18 protein-coding genes are annotated in these 19,111 nt (G+C 67.9%); 10 read left to right on the top strand and 8 right to left on the bottom strand.

What is annotated here, in order from left to right; genetic code table 11:
- The first annotated feature begins 57 nt into the window (after nucleotides 1–57).
- Nucleotides 58–1,086: an NAD(P)/FAD-dependent oxidoreductase gene (locus tag WFK98_RS12710; RefSeq protein ID WP_266338355.1), complete on the top strand. Its 1,029-nt coding sequence runs from the start codon at nucleotides 58–60 to the stop codon at nucleotides 1,084–1,086.
- 238 nt (nucleotides 1,087–1,324) lie between these two features.
- Nucleotides 1,325–1,840, top strand: a complete 516-nt coding sequence (locus WFK98_RS12705) for a cupin domain-containing protein (protein WP_336800461.1) — start codon at nucleotides 1,325–1,327, stop codon at nucleotides 1,838–1,840.
- Nucleotides 1,841–2,008: 168 nt separating this feature from the next.
- Here WFK98_RS12705 and WFK98_RS12700 read toward each other — a convergent pair whose 3' ends face one another.
- The 4 genes from WFK98_RS12700 to WFK98_RS12685 all read right to left on the bottom strand — a co-directional run bounded on the left by WFK98_RS12700 (nucleotide 2,009) and on the right by WFK98_RS12685 (nucleotide 5,780).
- Nucleotides 2,009–3,034, bottom strand: a complete 1,026-nt coding sequence (locus tag WFK98_RS12700; RefSeq protein WP_336800460.1) for a YcjF family protein — start codon at nucleotides 3,032–3,034, stop codon at nucleotides 2,009–2,011.
- Nucleotides 3,031–4,494, bottom strand: coding sequence for a YcjX family protein (locus tag WFK98_RS12695; protein ID WP_336800459.1), 1,464 nt, complete (start codon nucleotides 4,492–4,494; stop codon nucleotides 3,031–3,033). The genes WFK98_RS12700 and WFK98_RS12695 overlap by 4 nt, the downstream gene beginning before the upstream one ends.
- Before the next feature lie 97 nt (nucleotides 4,495–4,591).
- Nucleotides 4,592–5,137: a SixA phosphatase family protein gene (locus WFK98_RS12690; protein WP_266338351.1), complete on the bottom strand. Its 546-nt coding sequence runs from the start codon at nucleotides 5,135–5,137 to the stop codon at nucleotides 4,592–4,594.
- A 151-nt stretch (nucleotides 5,138–5,288) separates the two neighbouring features.
- Complete coding sequence (locus WFK98_RS12685) at nucleotides 5,289–5,780, bottom strand: hypothetical protein (RefSeq protein ID WP_266338350.1); 492 nt, start codon at nucleotides 5,778–5,780, stop codon at nucleotides 5,289–5,291.
- Between the two features lie 381 nt (nucleotides 5,781–6,161).
- Between WFK98_RS12685 and dksA the strand changes: the two genes are divergently transcribed.
- Nucleotides 6,162–6,578, top strand: a complete 417-nt coding sequence (gene dksA / locus WFK98_RS12680) for an RNA polymerase-binding protein DksA (protein WP_266338349.1) — start codon at nucleotides 6,162–6,164, stop codon at nucleotides 6,576–6,578.
- A gap of 131 nt (nucleotides 6,579–6,709) precedes the next feature.
- On the opposite strand, the gene WFK98_RS12675 is transcribed toward dksA, so the two are convergent.
- Entirely contained in the window at nucleotides 6,710–8,008 is a 1,299-nt protein-coding gene (locus WFK98_RS12675) for a flagellar biosynthetic protein FliO (RefSeq protein WP_336800458.1), read from the bottom strand.
- A gap of 546 nt (nucleotides 8,009–8,554) precedes the next feature.
- Here WFK98_RS12675 and cckA point away from each other — a divergent pair.
- From cckA to WFK98_RS12655, 4 genes are all read left to right on the top strand, one after another.
- Entirely contained in the window at nucleotides 8,555–11,098 is a 2,544-nt protein-coding gene (gene cckA, locus WFK98_RS12670) for a cell cycle histidine kinase CckA (RefSeq protein WP_336800457.1), read from the top strand.
- 173 nt (nucleotides 11,099–11,271) lie between these two features.
- A complete protein-coding gene (locus tag WFK98_RS12665; RefSeq protein ID WP_336800456.1) occupies nucleotides 11,272–12,555 on the top strand; it encodes a cytochrome P450 in 1,284 nt (427 codons plus the stop codon).
- Entirely contained in the window at nucleotides 12,555–12,938 is a 384-nt protein-coding gene (locus WFK98_RS12660; protein WP_336800455.1) for a hypothetical protein, read from the top strand. The genes WFK98_RS12665 and WFK98_RS12660 overlap by 1 nt, the downstream gene beginning before the upstream one ends.
- Nucleotides 12,939–12,947: 9 nt before the next feature.
- A complete protein-coding gene (locus WFK98_RS12655) occupies nucleotides 12,948–13,814 on the top strand; it encodes a class I SAM-dependent methyltransferase (RefSeq protein WP_336800454.1) in 867 nt (288 codons plus the stop codon).
- Nucleotides 13,815–13,829: 15 nt separating this feature from the next.
- Here WFK98_RS12655 and WFK98_RS12650 read toward each other — a convergent pair whose 3' ends face one another.
- Complete coding sequence (locus WFK98_RS12650) at nucleotides 13,830–14,567, bottom strand: DUF1194 domain-containing protein (protein ID WP_336800453.1); 738 nt, start codon at nucleotides 14,565–14,567, stop codon at nucleotides 13,830–13,832.
- A 210-nt stretch (nucleotides 14,568–14,777) separates the two neighbouring features.
- Between WFK98_RS12650 and WFK98_RS12645 the strand changes: the two genes are divergently transcribed.
- Complete coding sequence (locus tag WFK98_RS12645; protein WP_336800452.1) at nucleotides 14,778–15,185, top strand: winged helix-turn-helix domain-containing protein; 408 nt, start codon at nucleotides 14,778–14,780, stop codon at nucleotides 15,183–15,185.
- Nucleotides 15,186–15,358: 173 nt separating this feature from the next.
- Entirely contained in the window at nucleotides 15,359–15,727 is a 369-nt protein-coding gene (locus WFK98_RS12640) for a DUF6572 domain-containing protein (RefSeq protein WP_336800451.1), read from the top strand.
- A gap of 35 nt (nucleotides 15,728–15,762) precedes the next feature.
- On the opposite strand, the gene WFK98_RS12635 is transcribed toward WFK98_RS12640, so the two are convergent.
- A complete protein-coding gene (locus WFK98_RS12635; protein ID WP_336800450.1) occupies nucleotides 15,763–16,674 on the bottom strand; it encodes a pseudouridine-5'-phosphate glycosidase in 912 nt (303 codons plus the stop codon).
- 238 nt (nucleotides 16,675–16,912) lie between these two features.
- Between WFK98_RS12635 and WFK98_RS12630 the strand changes: the two genes are divergently transcribed.
- Nucleotides 16,913–17,602, top strand: coding sequence for an SDR family NAD(P)-dependent oxidoreductase (locus tag WFK98_RS12630; RefSeq protein ID WP_336800449.1), 690 nt, complete (start codon nucleotides 16,913–16,915; stop codon nucleotides 17,600–17,602).
- A gap of 19 nt (nucleotides 17,603–17,621) precedes the next feature.
- Here the strand turns inward: WFK98_RS12630 and WFK98_RS12625 are convergent, their stop codons facing one another.
- Entirely contained in the window at nucleotides 17,622–18,896 is a 1,275-nt protein-coding gene (locus WFK98_RS12625; RefSeq protein WP_336800786.1) for a serine hydrolase domain-containing protein, read from the bottom strand.
- Between the last annotated feature and the right edge of the window lie 215 nt (nucleotides 18,897–19,111).

Genomic DNA, 19,111 nt, shown 5'->3' with positions numbered 1-19,111 from the left:
TGCAGCGACGGCCCCAGCGGTTAAACGTCGCGCATTCTCGATTGCAACGGAATGATCATGAGCGAAACGATCGAAGCCGATGTCGTTATCGTCGGCGCAGGACCCGTCGGACTGTTTGCCGTCTTCGAACTGGGCCTGCTCGACGTCCGCTGTCACCTGATCGATATCCTGGACAAACCGGGCGGCCAGTGCGCCGAACTCTATCCGGAGAAGCCGATCTACGACATTCCGGCGTTTCCGATCATCACCGGCGACGGCCTGACCGAAAACCTGATGGCGCAGATCAAGCCGTTCGACCCGACCTTCCATCTCGGCGAGCAGGTCAACAGCATCGAGCGCCTGGAAGACGGTTCGTTCCGCGTCACCACCGATGCCGACAAGGTCTTCCTGACCAAGGTCGTCGTCATCGCCGCTGGCGGCGGCTCGTTCCAGCCGAAGCGCCCGCCGGTCCCGGCGATCGAGAATTTCGAAGGCAAGTCGGTCTTCTATTCCGTCCGCAAGATGGAATCCTTCCGCGACCACGACATCCTGATTGTCGGCGGCGGCGATTCCGCGCTCGACTGGACGCTCAATCTGCAGCCGATCGCCCGGAGCGTCACGCTGATGCACCGCCGCGACGCCTTCCGCGCCGCGCCGGACAGCGTCAACAAAATGCGCGCCCTGGTCGATGCCGGCGAGATGAAGCTGATCTTCGGCCAGGTCACCGGCCTCGAGGGCGAGGACGGCCAGATCTCGCATGCCGTCATCACCGACAATGACGACCAGGAGCACAAGCTGCCGACGACGCGGCTGCTGCCGTTCTTCGGCTTGACGATGAAGCTCGGCCCGATCGCCAACTGGGGCCTCAACCTGCATGAGAACCTGATCAAGGTCGACACCGAGAAGTTCCAGACCTCGGAGCCCGGCATTTTCTCGATCGGCGACATCAACTGGTACCCCGGCAAGCTGAAGCTGATCCTTTCCGGCTTCCACGAGGCGGCGCTGATGGCGCAGGCCGCAAGCCGCATCGTCTTCCCGGAAAAGAAGATCCTGTTCCAGTACACGACCTCGTCGACGAGCCTGCAGAAGAAGCTCGGCGTCGCCTGATCGAGACTGCGCCACGCATTCTGGAAGAAATACCGACAGACCCGTTCATCCCTTGATGGACGGGTCTTTTCGTTTTCGCCGGCCCGCGCCGACATCCCCGTCACGGGGCTGCGGCCGGGCCGATCCGAGCCGCCCGGACGACGCCGGACCGGCTATTGGAATCGGAGGTCCCGCGCGCCGGTCCCGGAACCCGAGCGCGCGCGGACCGTTTTCTCTGCGTCGTCAGTCGGAGCCCATGATGAAATCGAGCGCGCACCCTTTCGCCGATGCTGGAGACATTCCGAACAATCCGGCGCTGCCGCTGCTTCTTTATCGGAACGCCCTGGTGCAGCAAGACGGCACCGACCGCGCTTCCGCCTTCGAGAGGCTGTTCACCTCGCACCGCTGGGGCGGCACATGGCGCAACGGCATGTATCCCTTCCATCACTATCATTCGACCGCGCATGAGGTGCTTGGCATCGCGTCCGGCAACGTCACGGTCCAACTCGGCGGCGAGCCTGGGCTGGCGGTGGAGCTCGATACGGGCGATGCCGTGCTCATCCCCGCAGGCGTCGGCCACAAGCGGCTGAAATCCAGCCCGGACCTGATCGTCGTCGGCGCCTATCCGCATGGCCAGCGCTGGGACCTCATCCGCGCCGACGACGTGGTCGATGGTGCGGCCGTCCGCGCCCGCATCCGTTCGGTCGACATCCCGACCGAGGATCCGATCAGCGGATCGAAAGGCCCGTTGCGGATGCATTGGGCGGCTGGGTAAGGCGCCTTCTGGCACAGGAAGAAAGACCCTCACCCAACCCTCTCCCGCTCGCGGGAGAGGGCTTTTCGGCTGGCGCCTTCGACGGCTGGGCTCGGCAGGCCCCCTCTACCGCCTGCGGGAGAGGGCTGGGGTGAGGGGCTTGCTTGCCAGGCTGGCCGGAAGCTGGTCTCACACCTCCGGCTTCTTGCCGCCCTTGCCGGCGTTAAGCTTCGTCAGTTCGGCGATGAAATCCGCCATCGCCGGCGGCTTCTCGGCGATGAAGGGCAGGGGCCGGCAGACGTCGATCGCGGCGATGCCGACGCGGGCCGTCAGGATGCCGTTGATCACGCCCTCGCCGAGCCGGGCCGACAGCCGCGCCGCGATGCCATGGCCGAGGATCTGCTGCACTAAGGAATCGCCCGCCGCCATGCCGCCGGTCACCGCCAGATGGGCGATGACGGTGCGGGCGAGGCGCAGAAAGCCGAGCGTGCCGGGCCGGCCGCCATAGAGCTGGCCGAGCTGGCGGATCAGCCGCAGCGCCGTCACCAGCACGAACAGCAGATCGACGAGCGCGCGCGGCGAGATCGCCGTCACCAGCGTCACCCGCTTGGCGGCCGAGAGCACCAGAGTCTGCGCCGCGGCGTCGAGCGGGCGCAGCAGTTCGTGCTCGGAGAGGCCGATCAGGTCGCGGCCATCGATGATCTCGCTCGCATGCAGTTCCAGCGCGGCGCGGCCATGCGCCGTATCCGCCCTTTCGCTATAGAGCGCGGTCAGGTCGCGCACCGAGGCGCGGGCGGCGATGCGGTCGTCGCGGCGGGCGGCGTCGTCGGCCGCCTCGCGGATTTTCGTGATCCGCCGGAGCCGCAGCAATCCGCCGATCTCGCGGATGGCAAGCGCTACCAGCGCGACCAGGCCTATGGCGGCGACCGCGACCGCGAACCAGCCGAGCCATTCGGCGCGCTGGAACAGGTCGCGGATCAACTGGTCAACGGCGAGGCCGATGCCGAGCGACAGCAGGATGCCGAGCGCCGAAACCAGGATGTTGGCCCAGCGCGGGCCGCGCCGCGGCTTCGGCACGGGGACCGGAAAGTCGAGCTCTTCCGGCTCGGCGATCACCACCGGCCGGTCGCCGGGGCGGTGCGCGATGTCGGGATCGTCGACGACGCGGATGCGGTCGAGGCGGAAGGCGGTCGGCTTGCGCGGGGTCTCGGTCATGCCAGCCGGTCCCCGATCAGGAACTCCAGCGCCCGGTCGAGCCGGATATGCGGCAGCGACAGGGTGATGCCTTCGGCGGTCCGTTCCAGCGCCGGCGGGCGGAAGCGGACGAAGCGCAGCGCCGACGGCTCCAGTTCAGAAGTTGAGTCAGGTGCTGAAAGCACTGATTCAGGATTGTTCGGCAAGTCGCCGGGAAAGAACGCGATTTCGCTTTTGCCGTCGAACGTCTCTCCATCGATGGTCTCGCCGGCGAGCGGCGTCCCGATGATCGAGGGCAACTTTTCCGAGTCCTGGATGACGACGCCTTCACGCGTGGCGCGGACCGACGCGAGCGCCGCCACCTCGACGCGCGCGCCGGCGGCCGACGCCCGTTCGATCGCCGGCGCCAGCAGGCGCGACAGGATCGCCTCCAGCCGGTCGTGGTCGGCGTGATGCAGGTGGTCGGCCTTGGTGGCGCCGATCAGAATGCGGTCGATGCGGCGGGTCAGGAGCGAGCCGAGCCAGGAGCCGGAGCCCGGCCGGTAGCAGCCGAGGATCTCGGTCAGCGCCGCGCCGAGATCGGCGACGGCGGCCGGGCCGGCGTTCAGCGCGTTCAGCGCGTCGACCAGCACGATCTGCCGGTCGAGCCGCGCGAAGTGATCGCGGAAGAACGGTTTCACCACCACCGATTTATACGCCTCGTAGCGGCGCGCCATCATGCGGCCGAGCGAGCCGCCCGGGGCCGTCTCGGCCGTTTCCGTCAGCGGCGAGAAGGTCAGCGCCGGCGAGCCTTCGAGGTCGCCGGGCATGAGGAAGCGGCCGGGCGGCAGGGTCGACATCGCGTTCTCGTCGGCCCGGCAGGCGCGCAGGTAGTCGGTGAAGAGCGCGGCCAGCTCGCGGGCTATCATCTCGTCCTCGGCGGCGGCCGGATCGACGCTGTCGAGCCGCGCCAGCCAGGGGGCGGCGGCGACGATCCGCGCCGGGCTGCGCGCCATCGCGATCGCCTCGCGCGACCAGGTTGCGAAGTCCTTGCCGAGGAGCGGCAGGTCGAGCAGCCACTCGCCGGGATAGTCGACGATGTCGAGGTGGAGCTTGCCGGGACCGAAGCGGTGGCGGAAATAGGACGCCGACTCATAGGCGATGGTCAGCCGCAGCTCGCTGATCCGGTAGGTCGAATCCGGCCAGATCCGCTGGTCGACCAGGGCGCGGACATGGTCCTCGTAGTCGAAGCGCGGCACGTCGTCGTCCGGCTGCGGCTCCAGCCTGGCGCCGGTGACGCGGCCGGTCGAATAGGCGCGGAACAGCGGCAGGCGGCCGCCATGGACGAGATTGTGCACCAGCGCCGTGATGAAGACCGTCTTGCCGGCGCGCGCGAGGCCCGTGACGCCGAGGCGGACGGTGGGCGAAACGAGATCCGCCGCGCGGTCCCCCAGCGTGGCGAGGGCGAGGCGCGCTTCATCGGTCAGCGTCGTAAGCTTCAAGGGTCCCGTTCCTGGCCGGTCGAGGGCGGCCGCTCCGTCTCGGCCGAGGAGCCGGCCGCGACCCCATGTAGGCATGGCGGCCGGGCGGCAAAAGATCCTATTCGTCGTCGGCGATCGGCTCGGAGCCGACGAGTTCCAGCTCGCGCGGGCGGAAGAAGGCGACGATCCGGCCGGTGCGCGGCCTGAGCTCCGACCATTTGTGGATGTCGAAATCGATGACCGCGAGACCGGCGGTCGGGAATTTCTCCGCCAGTTCCTCGCGCAGCGCCGGATTGCCGTTGCCGATCAGCTCGATCGCCGTGTCCTGCATGGTCGGGTTATGGCCGATCAGCATCAGGTTGCGGGCGTTGCCGCCGAGCGCGCCGATCGTGTCGATATAGGCGTCGGCGCTCACCTCGTAGAGGCCGCGCGTGATGCGGATGTCGAGGTCGGTGCCGATCATCGGCAGCAGGCCGATCAGCGTCTCGCGCGTGCGGCGGGCGGAGGAACAGAGGATGCGGTCCGGCACCAGGCGATGCGCGGCGAGATGTTCGCCGATCATCGTCGCCGCGCGCCGGCCCCGCGCCGCCAGCGGTCGATCGAAGTCGGCAAGGCCGGCGACGTCCCAGGCGGATTTGGCATGGCGGAGCAGAAGAAGGCGCATGGTGCTCGTTTCGATCCCTGTTCGGCCGCCGATTCTACCGCATTCGCGGGCGCGGCGCGCGTCCTGGCCGATACGCTGTCATGGCTTGCGTCCGAACTCAATCGGGGCACGGGCGCGCCAATATAGGAACGGCGGACGCCTCTTGCCGGCCTCAACCCGCCCGGCGAGCGAAACGCGGATTGGGGCGCACTTCGCCGTCGAAGCGCTCGGCCCGGCGCGAAACATGCGGATTGTCGGCGACGGTGCGCAGCGCGCTGTCGGAAGCGGCGCGCGCGGTCGCGAGCGCGGCGAGGTTGATCTGCAGGACGGAGCGGAATTCCTCGTGCCGCTGGCGCAGGCGGTCGACCTGGCCGGGATCGAGGTCTTCCAGGCTCTGGCCGATCGCGCCGAGCACGGCGAGTTCGTCCATGTAGCGCTTGGCATAGTGGCTCTTGCGCTGGCCGAGCTCGGAGGCGGCAAAGCTCCTGCCTTCGCGCAGCAGCAATGATTCCGCCTCGATCAGTTGCAGCAGCGCGTCCATGGTCGCCTCGATGCCGGTAAGGGCGCCATGGGCATTGGGCCGCGCTGCGTCCGGCGGCGGCAGGACGGCCGGCCCTTCGGGCTCGGTGCTTCGCGGGGCGTGCCGGGATCGAGTTTCTGTCACGGGCGTCTTCCCTGATCGAGCGCGTCTGTCGCGGGATCGGCTGCGTCGCCGGCGGGGTGCCGGGGGCGGCTCCGCGACAGGATGCCGCTCAGGACATTCAATCATCGGTAAGATTAACGAAGTTTTACCTGCCGTGGCGTAAATGCCGCAGTCGCTGGCGAGCCTTTCGGCACGCGCCGCTTGCCGAGGGCGTGCGAACAGCACGCGAGAATAGCATTTGTTTCCAATTACTTGCGAGCGGGCGTGAAACCGTGCTGGATTGGCGAATTTTCACGCCTGCGGTATTTTTCAGGGCTCTCACAAAGCCGTATGCGACCTGTTGTCCTCAGGGGGAGGCATCGCTATATTCCGCGCCGAAATGCCACCGACAAGGGGTCATTCATGACGCTAGATACCCTTGAAGCGTATCGGCCTTCCGAGACCGAGCCCTTCATGAACGAGCGGCAACGGGAGTACTTCCGCAAGAAGCTCCTGGCCTGGAAAGACGACATCCTCCGGGAGTCGCGTGAAACCCTTCAGCATCTGCAGGACGAAAACGTCAATCATCCGGATCTCGCCGACCGCGCGTCGTCGGAGACGGATCGTGCGATCGAACTCAGGGCCCGTGATCGTCAGCGCAAGCTGATATCCAAGATCGATGCGGCACTGCAGCGGATCGAGGATGGCAGCTATGGCTACTGCGAGGAAACCGGGGAGCCGATCAGCCTGAAGCGGCTCGACGCCCGGCCGATCGCCACCTTGTCGATCGAGGCGCAGGAGCGCCATGAACGGCGCGAGCGCGTCTATCGCGACGAATAAGGCGGCCTTCGCCAGCCTGAGAAACAAAAGGGGCGCGGAACCTGGTTCCGCGCCCCTTTTTTGTCTTTCGTGGCGGGCCGGCGCCGGGACGATGCGAGGATCGGCCCGGCCGGCTCCAGTCTTGATGCGCCTCAGCTCTTGCGGGCGTTCGAGATCTCGCCGAGCAGGCGCGCCATTTCCTTTTCGAGATCGCCGACCGACGACGAAGCCTCGGATTCAGCCGGAGCCGACGGCTCCGGCGCGTCGATGAAGTCCTCCGCTATCTCCACCGGCGCGTCGATCGGCTGAGGCGGCTCCACCGAAGGGGCGCGGGCGGGCGTGGCATAGAGATGCGCGTCGTCGGCGCTTGCCGTCTCCGGCCCGAGGTCGAAGATCGGCTCGAAGCGCGCCAGGCGCTCGGCCTCGTCGTCCACGCCGGCGAACGGATCGGGCTCGGGAGCCACGACCGGCGGCGGTGCGACCGGGCGGCGCGGCGCGGCAGGCGCCGACGGAGCGGCCGGCGCTACCGGCGTCTGCTGCGAGCCGAGCAGCGGGCGCGGATCATAGGGGCGGGGACGCTGGCCGGTCGAACGGCCCTCGATCGGCTCCGCCTGCGCCTGCGGCGTCACAGGACGCGGCGCGGGCATCGATTCCGGCGGGATGTCGACGGTGGTCGGGGTATGGCGCGGGCGGTTGCCCGAGAGGAAGCTCGGGAAGCCGCGGCCGTTGCGGGGCTCCGGCGCCGGAGCGGGACGGGGCGCCGGGCGCTGGGCCTGCGGCGCGGCCGGCTGGACCGGAGGCTGCGGCGGGGCGGGCTCGAAGCTCGGCTCCGGCTCGGCGACCGACACGAATTCAGCCTCGGCGACGCGCTCCTCGACGAACGGCTGGGCTTCCTCGTAGACCGGCTCCTGGATCGGCTCCGGACGGCGAACCGAGGCTTCCGCCGCGACGGGAGCCTCGAAGGACTGGATCTCGGCCTGCTGGGCCGGCTCGGGACGGCGCGGCTCCTGCGGGCGGCCGGCGGCCTCCTGCGGCACGGGGCGCAGGTTCTGCGTGGCGGGACGGCCCTGCATCGGCTCCGGACGCGCCGGGATCGGCTCCGGACGCGGCGGCTCCTGGCGGATCGGCTCCAGCCGGCGCGCCGGCTGCTGGGCGCGCTGGATGCCCGGCTCGACGACGACGTCGCTGGGACCGCCAATCAGGATCAGGTGCTCGACATTGTCGCGGCGGACCAGGATCAGCCGGCGGCGCTGGTCTATCGGCAGCGCGTCGAGCACGGCGAGCCGCGGCTGGCGGCCGCGCGCCGGACCGGCGCCGAGGCGGCCATTGGTGAACAGGCGGATCAGCCAGAACACCAGCAGGATGGCCAGGAGAATCACGACCAGCGTGATCACGAACTGGGCCACGGTCGCGCCTGTGTCGCCGAACATTGGCGCCAGATAATCGTGCATACTCTTCTCCCGACTTCCGATCCCGGTTCTGCCCGCATCCAGGCATCGAAACGGACCGAGCCCGGCGCCATGCAGGCCCACAAGCTCGGATCCCCTGCTTATCCGACGTTTTTCCAGCGCGCGCCGGACTTTGGCAAGCCCGGCGGCATTGGCCGCCCCCAGCAATCCGTGGGGGACATTAAGAATTCATTGACCATGACCGTGGCAGAATCCAGTGGATTCGCATGTGCCTAGGCTGATCGGGCGCCATTGTTGGCGCGAAAGCGGGCCGGCCGGGCGGTCTCCGGCGCCCCGCCGGCGCTGATTCTCGCGATCGGCAACGGCAATCGTTCTCCGCTCTTTCGGGGAGAGCGGCTCTTCGCGCGCCGATTTCCGCCCGTCTGCGTTGAATTAACCTGCGATCCTCCGCATTCTGCCTGTTAGAAGCGAGCAGCGATTCTTCGCGATCTGCAGGCATTCGCGGGGACTTACGGACAAGATGGCAGGCCAGGGTGCAGAGGTCAGGGTGCAGGGGTTCATGCCGCACAAGTCGAGCCGCGTGACGGCATGACCGACGACAGCAACCAGAGAACGCATCGCCGCGCGCTGGTCGATCGATCCGATCGCCCGACGGGGATCGGCCGGCTGCTGGTGCTCGCCGGCTGCCTGGTCGGTGCGGCGCTCGCCTTTGCCCTGCTGCCGCCCGAGGCGGCCGAACCGTTCATCTTTGCGCTGCTCGGCCTGCTCGCGGTCGTCGGCGTTTTCACGCTCTTCGCCGCCGCGATCGGCCTGATGCGCTTCAGCGGCAAGGCCCCGCGCGACGATCTCGGCCGCGGCTTCGTCGATACCATGTCCGAAGGCCTCGTCATCACAGACCGCGAGGGCCGCATCCTCTACGCCAACGCCGCGTATGCCGACCTGATCGGCGCCGACGAGGGCAAGGATGTCCGCGTCGTCGAGCGCGTCTTTTCGGGCGATCAGGCAGCGAGCGAGGCGATTTACCGCCTGTCGCAGTCGATCCGCGAGGGCAAGGCGGCGGTCGAGGAGGTTCGCATGTCGAGCCCGCTCGCCGGTCCCGCTTCCGGCGCGCCGCGCTGGTATCGCATCCGCGTCCGGCCGGTGAAGGCGGGCGAGGGGGACGGCCGCCTCCTGACCGCCTGGCAGGTCGCCGACGTCACTCATGACCGCGTCCAGCAGGAGACGGTCTTCCAGGACCTGCAGCACGCGATCGACTATCTCGACCATGCCCCGGCCGGCTTTTTCTCGGCCGAGCCGGATGGCCGCATCGTCTATCTGAACGCGACACTGGCCGACTGGCTCGGCATCGACCTGACCTATTTCAAGGCCGGCGCCCTGACGCTCGGCGACATCGTGCGCGGCGACGGCGCGGCGCTGCTCTCTGTCGGCCGCGAGAGCGCCGGCGAGGCGCGGACCGAGACGATCGATCTCGACCTCGTCAAGCAGAACGGCCAGAGCCTGCCGGTCCGCCTGTTGCACCGCGTTCCCTTCGCCGGCGACGGCGCGCCGGGCGCGACGCGCACCATCGTCCTCAATCGCGGTCCGGGCGAGGAAACCTCCGAGGCGCTGCGGGCCGCCGAAGTCCGCTTCACCCGCTTCTTCAACCACACGCCCTTCGCCATCGCTTCGATCGACAAGTCGGGCCGCATCGGCCGCACCAATGCGCCCTTCGCCCGCCTGTTCGGGCCGATCAAGTCGGATGGCGGCAGCCGCGCGCGGCTGATTGACCTCGTCAGCGAGAACGAGCGCCCGGCGCTGGAGGCGGCGCTGGAAGGCGCGGCCGGCGGCCGCAGCGAAATCCCGCCCGTCGACACCTCGATCCTCGGCCATGGCGAGCGCAGCGTGCGCTTCTATGTGACCGCTGTCGACGAGGACGCCAACGACCGCGAGATCGCCACCGTCTATGCGCTGGAGACGACGGAGCAGCGCGCGTTGGAGCTGCAGTTCGCGCAGAGCCAGAAGATGCAGGCGATCGGCCAGCTCGCCGGCGGCGTTGCGCATGATTTCAACAATGTCCTGACGGCGATCATCGGCTTTTCCGATCTGCTGCTGGCCAATCACCGGCCGAGCGACCCGTCCTTCCAGGACATCATGAACATCAAGCAGAACGCCAATCGCGCGGCCGGCCTCGTCCGCCAGCTTCTGGCTTTCTCGCGTCGCCAGACCCTGCGGCCGCAGGTACTGGCGATGGGCGATGTGCTTTCGGATCTCTCGATCCTGCTGGAGCGGCTGCTCGGCGAGAAGGTCAAGCTGCAACTCGTGCATGGCCGCGACGTCTGGCCGATCAAGGCGGACCTCAACCAGTTCGAGCAGGTCGTCATCAACCTCGCCGTCAATGCGCGCGACGCCATGCCGAAGGGCGGCACGCTGACGATCCGCACCCGCAACGTCACGCCGGAAGAGGTGGCCGAGTTCAGCTACAAGCCGTTGCCGCCGGCCGAATATGTGCTGATCGAGGTCGCCGATACCGGCACCGGCATCCCGCCCGAGGTGCAGTCGAAGATCTTCGAGCCGTTCTTCTCGACCAAGGATGTCGGCAAGGGCACCGGACTCGGCCTCTCGACCGTCTACGGCATCGTCAAGCAGACCGGCGCGCATATCTTCTTCGACAGCGAGACGGACGTCGGCACGACCTTCCGGATCTTCGTCCCGCGGCATGTTCCCGTCTTGGCGGCGAAGCCGGAAGTGGTGGCCGAGAAGGCGCCGGAGATCGCCGACCTGACCGGCAACGCCAGCATCCTGCTGGTCGAGGACGAGGAAGCGGTGCGCGCCTTCGCCGCTCGCGCGCTCGCCTCGCGAGGCTATACCGTGCATGAGGCCGCATCCGGCGTCGAGGCGCTGGAGGTGATGCGCGAGACTGGCGGCACGATCGACCTCGTCGTTTCCGATGTTGTCATGCCGGAGCTGGACGGGCCGTCGCTGCTGCGCGAATTGCGCAAGGAGCGCCCGGGGCTGAAGATCATCTTCGTCTCCGGCTATGCCGAGGACGCCTTCGCCAAGAACCTGCCGGATGGCGAGACCTTCAACTTCCTGCCGAAGCCCTTCTCGCTGAAGCAGCTGGCAACGGCCGTCAAGGAAACCCTCGGCCACTAGCTGCCCCGGCGGGCGCCGCCTCGGCAAAACTGCTTTTTTTCAATAGGTTGTTGCCGCGCGGCTTGGACCGCGCGTGGGGCGGGCTGTCGCCGGCGCGCTGCCCAATGCCGCGCTTGCCAAGGCAGGGCCGGCCGCAGAGAATGGCGGGTCAGTTTCAAATTGGAATAAGATTCATGAACGATCGCGCCGCGTCCGCCGTCGAGGCTCCGAGCAGGGTCCTGCCTTTCCGGATCGATCCGGTCAGCCGGCGGGTTTCGGTCGACGCCAAGGACCCGGCCTTCTTCCAGGATCCCTATCCGGTGTTCGAGGCGATCCGCGCCGTCGCGCCGGTGTTCTTCTGGGAAGAGCAGGGCGTCTGGTGCTTCCTCGGTGCCGACGACGTCAACGCGCTCTATCGTGACCGCCGTTTCGGACGCGAGATCCTGCATGTCGCGACGCGCGAGGAACTCGGCATTCCGGAAATCCCGGCGTATCTGAAGCCGTTCTACGACGTCGACGGCCTGTCGATGCTGGAGCGCGAGCCGCCGGTCCACACGCGCCTGCGCACCCTGGTCAACCGCGCCTTCGTCTCGCGCCAGATCGAGCGGCTGCGGCCGCGCATCGCGGCGCTCTGCCACGAGCTGATCGACGGCTTCGAGGCGAAGGGCGAGGTCGACCTGATCGAGGCCTATGCCACGCCGATCCCGATCACCGTGATCGCCGAGATCCTCGGTGTTCCGGTCGAGCGCGCGCCCGACCTGCTCGCCTGGTCGCACGCCATGGTGGGCATGTACCAGCTCGGCCGCACACGCGAGATGGAAGAGGCCGCCGTCGCCGCGACGATCGCCTTCTCCGCCTTCCTGCGCGCCTATGTCGAGGAGCGGCGCGGCAAGCCGGGCGACGACCTGATCAGCCAGCTGATCGCCGCCGAGGAGAAGGGCGAGAAGCTCTCCGAGGACGAGCTGATCACCACCTGCATCCTGCTGCTCAATGCCGGCCATGAGGCGACCGTGCACGCCCTCGGCAACGGCGTGCGGGCCATCCTGCGGTCGGGCGCCGATCCGAAGGCTCTGTTCGCGACGGATGAGAGCACGGCAGCGACGGTGGAGGAATGCCTGCGCTACGACCCGCCGCTGCACATGTTCATGCGCTATGCGCTGGAGGATCTCGAATTCGGCGGCATTCCGCTCAGGAAGGGCCAGCAGGTCGGCCTGCTGCTCGGCGCCGCCAATCGCGATCCGAACCGCTATCCCGCGGCCGACCGGTTCGATCCGGCGCGCGAAGCGCTGCCGCATGTCTCCTTCGGCCTCGGCATCCATTTCTGCATCGGCGCGCCGCTCGCCCGGCTGGAGATGCAGGTCGCGATGCCGATCCTGTTCGAGCGGCTGAAGGGGCTGCGCTTTGCCGCCGCGCCCAGCTATCGCGACGCCTATCACTTCCATGGCCTCGACGGGCTGCAGCTCAAGTGGGACGTTTGATGCGGAACGCTGTCGCGACGGCATTTTTCGCGGCCGGTCTGGCGTTTTCGGCCGCCATTCCCGCCGGGGCGCAGACGGTGGTCGACGGTTCGGCCGCCGACCTCAATCCGGCGCTGGTCCGGTCGATCCAGACCCTGGTGACGCGCGATTTCAAGGCCCCGGCCGAGGCGCAGTTCCGTGGCCTGCATCTTTCCAAGTCGCGCAACGGCCATGGCTATTGCGGCGAGGTCGCGATCGGTCCGACGGCTTCCTACGTGCCGTTCCACGCCATCCTCGAGCCGGGCGGAACATCGTCCCTATTGTTGCTTTCCGATCACGGTGGCTCGGTAGAGGATCGTGACGTCGCGACAAGGCTGCTTACCAATTTCGGCTGCGTGGAGTAGAACGCGACCATGATTGAAGGTCAGCCAAGCGCAACCGCCTTTCGCGTCGCCATGCGGCGCGCGGCCCATCAACTCCTCGACAAGCCGTTGATTTTCGAGGATCCGCTCGCTCTCACCATCGTTGGAGGCGATCGCGGATCGGTCCTGGCGCGCGACGAACTCTCCCGCGCCGATTCGCCGGGCGGGGAGACGATCCGCGCCTTCCTCGCGGCGCGCAGCCGCTTCTCGGAGGACCGGCTCGCCGCCGCGGTCGCGCGCGGCATCCGCCATGTCGTCGTGCTCGGCGCCGGGCTCGACACCTTCGCCTACCGCAACCCCTACGCCGACCAGGGCGTCGTCGTCTACGAGGTAGACCACCCGGCGACCCAGGCCTGGAAGCGCAGCCGCCTCGCCGCGACCGGCATCCGCGTGCCGGAGGGCGTCATCTATGTGCCGGTCGACTTCTCGGTCGATCGCCTCGACGAGAAGCTTGCCGCCGCCGGGCTCGATCCGGCCGTGCCGGTGTTCTTCTCCTGGCTCGGCGTCGCGCCCTACCTGACCGAGGCGGCGATCTTCTCGACGCTCGGGATCATCGCCGCCCGCGTCGGCGGCTCGGAGGTCGTCTTCGACTATGCCGAGATCCCGGACAAGCTCAGCCTGCTGCAGCGGCTCGCCTTCACGACGCTCGCCGGCCGCACCGCCAGCCTCGGCGAGCCCTTCGTCACCTTCTTCAAGCCCGACGATCTGGCCGCCCGTCTGACGGCGCTCGGCTTCTCCGCGATCGAGGACCGCACGGGACCGCAGCTCGGCCAGCTCTATGTCGGCGGCTCCGCCGCGCTCGACCGAGCCGCAGTTGGCCACGTCGTGGCGGCGATCAAGGCACCGGCAGAGGCCTGAGCGACAAAGGCCGGCTCAGCGGGCCGGCCAGCCGCCTTGCCGATGCGAATCCGCCGCCAGTCGGTCCGGCCCGCGGATCTCGCGCAGAAGCTTGTGTCGGATGCTGCGGGCGAAATCCTGCTTGTGGAACACCGGCTCGACGAAGGCGCCATATCCACCGACCACCTCGCGGTCGAAATAGGCCGCGAGCTGGCCCGGGCGCGGTTCGCGGCCATCCCCGCCGTCGACGACACCTTCCAGCATGGATTTGTAGACGATCGGCAGCCCGTTGATGGTCATGCCGCGCGCGACGAGGCGATCGCGGACGATCGCGGGGGCGGGGCCACGATTGTTGACGCCGTCGCCGGCGATGTTGATGACGCGGCGGCCGCCGTCGAACGGGCTCTCGCCGAAGAGTTGCGCCGCCCGAAGCATGGCCGCGCCGATCGCGGTGCCGAGCGCCATGCGCCCCGGAATGCGGCGCTCCAGCCGGTCGGCAAAAGCGGTGGCGCTAGCCGCATCTGCGATCTCCGTCCATTCCAGGATGACGTTCTGCCGGCTTTCGCCGGCCCATTCCATCACGATAACGGCGATGCGGCGGTTGGGGCCGCGCTGGATCGCCTGGATGATCTCCGGCTCCCGGAAGGCGGCGGCGAATCCGTCCCGCTGCAGCTTGCGCTCATCGAGGTCCATCGATGTCGATACGTCGAGAGCGATCACGAGTTGGAGATCGACCGGGTTTGCCGCCTGCGCAAACCCTTCTCCCGAGTGCATAAGCACGAGACATAGAAAGGATGTCGATATAATCGATAGTTTGATTATCCGTTTGACTGAATTCGCAATCGATGGAGACCCGCAAAACATAATTCGAATCCAGCAAGAATAGATATTGATTGGATTATCTGTCTCGGCATGGGGCGTTGTTCATTCTCGACCATAGCCAGGAATTGTTGCATGATTGTTTGATTGGCTGGGGAGGGCGAGATGGAGGGCGAGGTCCGGTACGGCGAGCTGAGCTTCGATCCCTCCTTCCTGTTCGCCCGCCACGGCGCCGGTGCCGAACTGCGCTTCACCCGATCGGAGAGGGCCCTGCTGCTTGCCTTCACCCGCCATCCGAGAACGGTGCTGACCCGCAACCAGCTTCTCGACGCCATCGCCGGCAGCGGCTCCGACGCCACCGACCGCAGCATCGACTTCCTGATCAACCGCCTGCGGGCCAAGCTCGGCGATTCGGCCCGCGCGCCCGTTCTGATCGCGACCCAGTATGGCGAGGGCTATGTCTGGATCGCCGATCCGGTCCATGCCGAGCCGAGGCCCGGGGGCTCCTCGTCATCGGTCCCGTCTCGGGCCTCGAGAGGCTGGCCTCATCGCGGCCTGCGCGGCGGTTCATGACTGGACCGGGTGTTGGCAACTCCGCGCGAGGCCGAGGTGCTGGCAGGGCGCGTGCGGGCCGTATTGGCGGCTTCAGCCGCTCAGACAGTTTCGCTGGTGTCTAGCGTAGTCGCCGGTGTTCGTCATCGCGTGATTCCCCTACCGCCAGCTCGCTTCCGACAGGTTCGCACTTTTTGACTATTGATCAGACTAGCGTCATCGACCTTGTCGCTTTCAATCCCGCCGACGCGGAGTTCTGGCTGATCGTCACGGATCATATGCCCTGGCGGGATCAGGATATGGAGCACCTGCTTCTGCTGCAGGAAAAGCTCAATAGCTATCCTTCGTACATCGAAGGTGGCCAGATGGCGCAGGACTACCCGACCTCGGCCGAACGCTCCATCGTGATAAAGTTAGCCAATGCCTTCCCTCTGAGCGCCGAGGCAGAACAGTTCTTCCGGTTGGCGCGAGAGAAAATCCGGGGCGCTGGCCACGAACTCAGGCTTCGTACTTTCCCGAACGGACATCCGGTGTCGCGGAGTTCGGCCCTTCGCAGGGAATGAAAGCCCCGGCGCTTGCCGCGCCAGGGCTCTTCGTCTCAGACGAGCGCGGCGGCGATCTCGGCCGCCAGGCGGGCGTTGTTCTTCACCAGCGCGATGTTGGTGACGAGGCTGCGGCCGGCGGTCAGTTCCAGCATGCGGCCGAGCACATAGGGCGTCACCTGCTTGGCGCGGATGCCGTCGCGCTCGGCATCGGCGATCGCCTGATCGATGTAGCCGCGCATTTCCTCGGCCGGGATCTCGTCGGCGAGCGGCACCGGGTTGGCGACCAGCAGGCCGCCCTCGAGGCCGATCTCGGCGCGCTTGGCGATGAAGGCGGCGATTTCGCGCGGCGCGTCGAGGCGCAGCGGCGTCGGCAGCCCGCTCTGGCGCGACCAGAAGGCCGGCACTTCGTCCTGGCCGACGGTGACGACCGGAACGCCCAGCGTTTCCAGCACTTCCAGCGTCTTCGGAATGTCGAGGAGAGCCTTGGCGCCGGCGCAGACGACGGTCACCGGGGTCTTCGGGAATTCGTAGAGATCGGCGGAGACGTCATAGGTGGTCTCGGCGCCGCGATGCACGCCGCCGATGCCGCCCGTCGCGAAGACGCGGACGCCGGCGAGATGGGCGGTGATCATGGTGGCGGCGACCGTGGTGGCGCCGGGGCGGCCGGTCGAGAGCGCGAAGGCGAGGTCGGCGCGCGACACCTTCATCACGTCCTTGAGGCCGGCGAGGCGCTCCAGCTCGTCCGCCGTCAGGCCGACCCGGATCTTGCCGTCCATGATGGCGATGGTCGCCGGCACCGCGCCATTGGCCCGCACGATGTCCTCGACGGCGCGCGCCGTCGCGACGTTGTCGGGATAGGGCATGCCATGCGTGACGATCGTCGTTTCCAGAGCGACCAGCGGCTTGCCGTCGGCCTTCGCCGCCGCGACTTCGTCGGACAGGATGATGAGATCGGACTTCGACATTCTGAGAATCACCGTTCTGAGGGGGCGGGCGGCGCCGAATTCGGCGAAGCGCATCCGCGAAAAGGCGGAACATGGCCGATCGCCCCGGCTCTCGGCAAGCCCTGGATCGCGCACCAGCCATGATCGGCGCACGTGTCGCGGGCGTTCGATTGCGGGACGCCGCATTTGCGGGTCATATCATCGTCCGATCGTACGTACCCGCGCGGCGGTTCCGCGCCGGCAGCAAGAGGCCTCAGGCATGTCGAAGACCGCTCTCATCACCGCCGCCAGCAAGGGAATCGGCGCTGGCATCGCCCGCCGCCTTGCCGCCGACGGTTTTCGCGTTGGCCTGCTCGGCCGCTCCGAAGGCGTCGAGGCGCTGGCGGCGGAACTGGGCGGCTTCGCGGTGCGGGGCGACGTGACCGTCGCGGCGGATCTCGAGGCGCTGGTCGAGCGGGGCCGCACTGAGACCGGCCGTATCGACGTCGTCGTCGCCAATAGCGGCCATAGTGCCAAGAAGAAGCTGCTCGATCTCGACGACGAGGACTGGCGCGCCGCGCAGGACATGTTCCTGCTGCCGACCGTGCGGCTGCTGCGGGCGGCGCGCGCCGATCTCGAAGCCTCGAAGGGTTCCTTCGTCGCCATGTCGAGCTTTGCGGCCACCCGCCCGGACGGCGATTTTGCTTCCTCCTCCGTGCTCCGGGCCGGCCTTTCCGCCTATGTCGCGGTCGCGGCGCGCACGCTCGCCAAGACGGGCGTCACCATCAACGCCGTCGCGCCGGGCTTCATCGATTCGCTGCCGAGCACGCCCGAGCGCATCGCCCGCATCCCGGCCGGCCGCTATGGCGAGGTGGCGGAGCTCGCCAGCACGGTCGCCTATCTGGTGTCGCCGCTGGCGCGCTATGTCACCGGCCAGACCATCACTGTCGATGGCGGCCTGACCGCGTGATCGACGGGCCGGGGCGGCCCTACCTTGCCTTCAGGTAGTCCGCCACGGCGGCATAGGCCGGCAGGCTCGTCGGATCGTTGGCGGCGTTGCTGGTGACCGGGTTCGAGGCGAAGCGGGCAATCACCATCTGCGCGGCCGGATCGACATAGATCGCCTGGCCGTGCACGCCGCGCGCCATGAAGGCGCCGTCCGCATTGTTCGTGATCCACCACATGCCGGTGTAGCTCCAGCCCGGCAGCAGCGGATAGTCGGCCTTGGCGAACTTCGCCGGATCGCCGCCGGCGCGGATATGGGCGATCGCCGCTTCCGGGATGATCTGCACGCCATCCTGCCGGCCGCCGTCGAGCATCAGCTGGCCGAGCCGCGCCAGGTCGCGCAGGCCGGCGTTGAAGCCGCCGCCGGCAAAGGGCGTGCCGATCGAATCGACGGTGTAATAGGCGTCGAGCTCGGCGCCCATCCGGCTCCAGATCCGCTCCGACAGCAGCGTCGCGACGGACTTGCCGGTGACGCGGGCGAGGATCCAGCCGAGCGCATCGGAATTGATCGTCTTGTAGCCGAAGGCCTCGCCGTGCTCGCCTTCCTTCCGCACCGTCTTCAGATAGTCGAAATAGCTGCGCGGCCCCCGGTAGTCGGCCGGTTTCGGCAGCGGACTGCCGGCGGCCGAATAGGCCCAGACATCGGCGTCGGGATCGGAATAATCCTCGCTGTAGTGAAGCCCGGTGGTCATGTCGAGGACGTGGCGGACGGTCGCGTCGCCGAAGGCGCTCCTGGCCAGCTCCGGCACCAGCGTTGCCACCTTGGCCTTGTCGTCGATCGTTCCGTCGGCGACGAGCATTTCGCCGAGCAGGCCGGTCAGCGACTTGGTCACCGACATCGCCGCGTGCTGACCGGTCTCGTCCAGGCAACCGGCATAGCGCTCATAGACCAGCACGCCCCTGTGCAGGATGACGAGCCCGTCCGTATAGTTGACGTCGAACGCGTCGCCGAACGTCATCGGCTTGACGCCGCCGATCGGGACGAAGGTCAGGGCGTCGATCGCGTCATCGATCCTCCGCTCGAAGAAGCGCAGCGGCCCGAGGCCGCGACCGACGCCGACGGTCGGCATCAGCTGGCGGAAATGGCAGACCGTCCAGCGCAGCTTGGGGAAGGCGAAATAGTCGCCGTCGCTGAAGCGGATGATCCTGTCGGCCGGTGGCGGCGCGCCGACCATCCAGCCGAGCGCCACCGGATCCGATTCTCGCGCGGTCATCGGGCCTGCCTCCTCGGCCGCTGCGGGCGGCAGCAGGAACAACATGCCGGCGGCGCCGAGGCCGGCGAGGGCCGTCGCGCCGGCGCGGCGAGCCCGCCCTGCGACACGCCGGAGCGGCAAGAACTGGGGAAACATCGGCGCAATCTCCCGTTCGGCGCCGGAGATCGGCCGGGGCGCGGCGCTCGCCCTCCCGGCAAGTCTATCGCCTCCGCCCGCCCCGGCGCCACCGGAAGGCGGGGAGGGGCCGGAAACTTTGCGTC

Origin of the sequence: Kaistia sp. MMO-174 (assembly GCF_037147815.1) — a bacterium.
GTDB lineage: Bacteria > Pseudomonadota > Alphaproteobacteria > Rhizobiales > Kaistiaceae > Kaistia > Kaistia nematophila.
Note: the sequence above shows the minus strand (reverse complement) of the source record. Positions and strands in the feature narration are given on the sequence as shown.

Bases quoted from the DNA above. Each gene is read 5' to 3' on its own strand.
- WFK98_RS12645 (WP_336800452.1), top strand. From the start codon at position 14,778: ATGGAGGGCGAGGTCCGGTACGGCGAGCTGAGCTTCGATCCCTCCTTC.
- WFK98_RS12665 (WP_336800456.1), top strand. From the start codon at position 11,272: ATGAACGATCGCGCCGCGTCCGCCGTCGAGGCTCCGAGCAGGGTCCTG.
- WFK98_RS12635 (WP_336800450.1), bottom strand. From the start codon at position 16,674: ATGTCGAAGTCCGATCTCATCATCCTGTCCGACGAAGTCGCGGCGGCG.
- WFK98_RS12700 (WP_336800460.1), bottom strand. From the start codon at position 3,034: ATGACCGAGACCCCGCGCAAGCCGACCGCCTTCCGCCTCGACCGCATC.
- WFK98_RS12650 (WP_336800453.1), bottom strand. From the start codon at position 14,567: ATGCACTCGGGAGAAGGGTTTGCGCAGGCGGCAAACCCGGTCGATCTC.
- WFK98_RS12625 (WP_336800786.1), bottom strand. From the start codon at position 18,896: ATGTTGTTCCTGCTGCCGCCCGCAGCGGCCGAGGAGGCAGGCCCGATG.
- WFK98_RS12660 (WP_336800455.1), top strand. From the start codon at position 12,555: ATGCGGAACGCTGTCGCGACGGCATTTTTCGCGGCCGGTCTGGCGTTT.
- WFK98_RS12705 (WP_336800461.1), top strand. From the start codon at position 1,325: ATGAAATCGAGCGCGCACCCTTTCGCCGATGCTGGAGACATTCCGAAC.
- WFK98_RS12655 (WP_336800454.1), top strand. From the start codon at position 12,948: ATGATTGAAGGTCAGCCAAGCGCAACCGCCTTTCGCGTCGCCATGCGG.
- dksA (WP_266338349.1), top strand. From the start codon at position 6,162: ATGACGCTAGATACCCTTGAAGCGTATCGGCCTTCCGAGACCGAGCCC.
- WFK98_RS12710 (WP_266338355.1), top strand. From the start codon at position 58: ATGAGCGAAACGATCGAAGCCGATGTCGTTATCGTCGGCGCAGGACCC.
- WFK98_RS12690 (WP_266338351.1), bottom strand. From the start codon at position 5,137: ATGCGCCTTCTTCTGCTCCGCCATGCCAAATCCGCCTGGGACGTCGCC.
- cckA (WP_336800457.1), top strand. From the start codon at position 8,555: ATGACCGACGACAGCAACCAGAGAACGCATCGCCGCGCGCTGGTCGAT.
- WFK98_RS12675 (WP_336800458.1), bottom strand. From the start codon at position 8,008: ATGCACGATTATCTGGCGCCAATGTTCGGCGACACAGGCGCGACCGTG.
- WFK98_RS12630 (WP_336800449.1), top strand. From the start codon at position 16,913: ATGTCGAAGACCGCTCTCATCACCGCCGCCAGCAAGGGAATCGGCGCT.